Source organism: Stenotrophomonas sp. YIM B06876 (assembly GCF_030711595.1).
GTDB lineage: Bacteria > Pseudomonadota > Gammaproteobacteria > Xanthomonadales > Xanthomonadaceae > Stenotrophomonas.
Window position 1 is genome coordinate 1 of sequence record NZ_JAUJUJ010000638.1, and the last position, 364, is coordinate 364.

1 pseudogene is annotated in these 364 nt (G+C 64.6%); it reads left to right on the top strand.

Going from position 1 to position 364, the window contains the following annotated elements:
* Positions 1-28: 28 nt before the first annotated feature.
* Positions 29-364 (top strand): annotated as a pseudogene (locus QZH66_RS18820) (hypothetical protein); the annotation flags it as partial.

Below are 364 nucleotides of genomic sequence, written 5' to 3' on the forward strand. Positions count from 1 at the left end.
GCTCGCGGCCCTGGTCGGCGTCCAGGTCGTGAACCAGCCCGATGGCTCGCGCAGCGTCTCGCTGCGTGGCGGCCAGCCCTTGGTGGCGGGATCGGTGGCCGGAGTGATGGCGGTCGAGAGCGATGGGAAACTGGCGGTTAAATTCGCCACCCAGTCCTTCGGCGTGACCAACGGCAACCTGGGCGGCCAGCTGGGCGGACTGGCCGATTTCGAGGACAAGGTGCTGACACCGCTCACGAATGACGTGAAAGCGCTCGCGCAAAGGATCAGTGAGGAGTTCAATGGCCTGCTGACCACCGGCTACACCATGGACAGCACGGCGGCCGCACCGAAGCTTGGCAAAGAGCTATTCGTTTTCGACAGC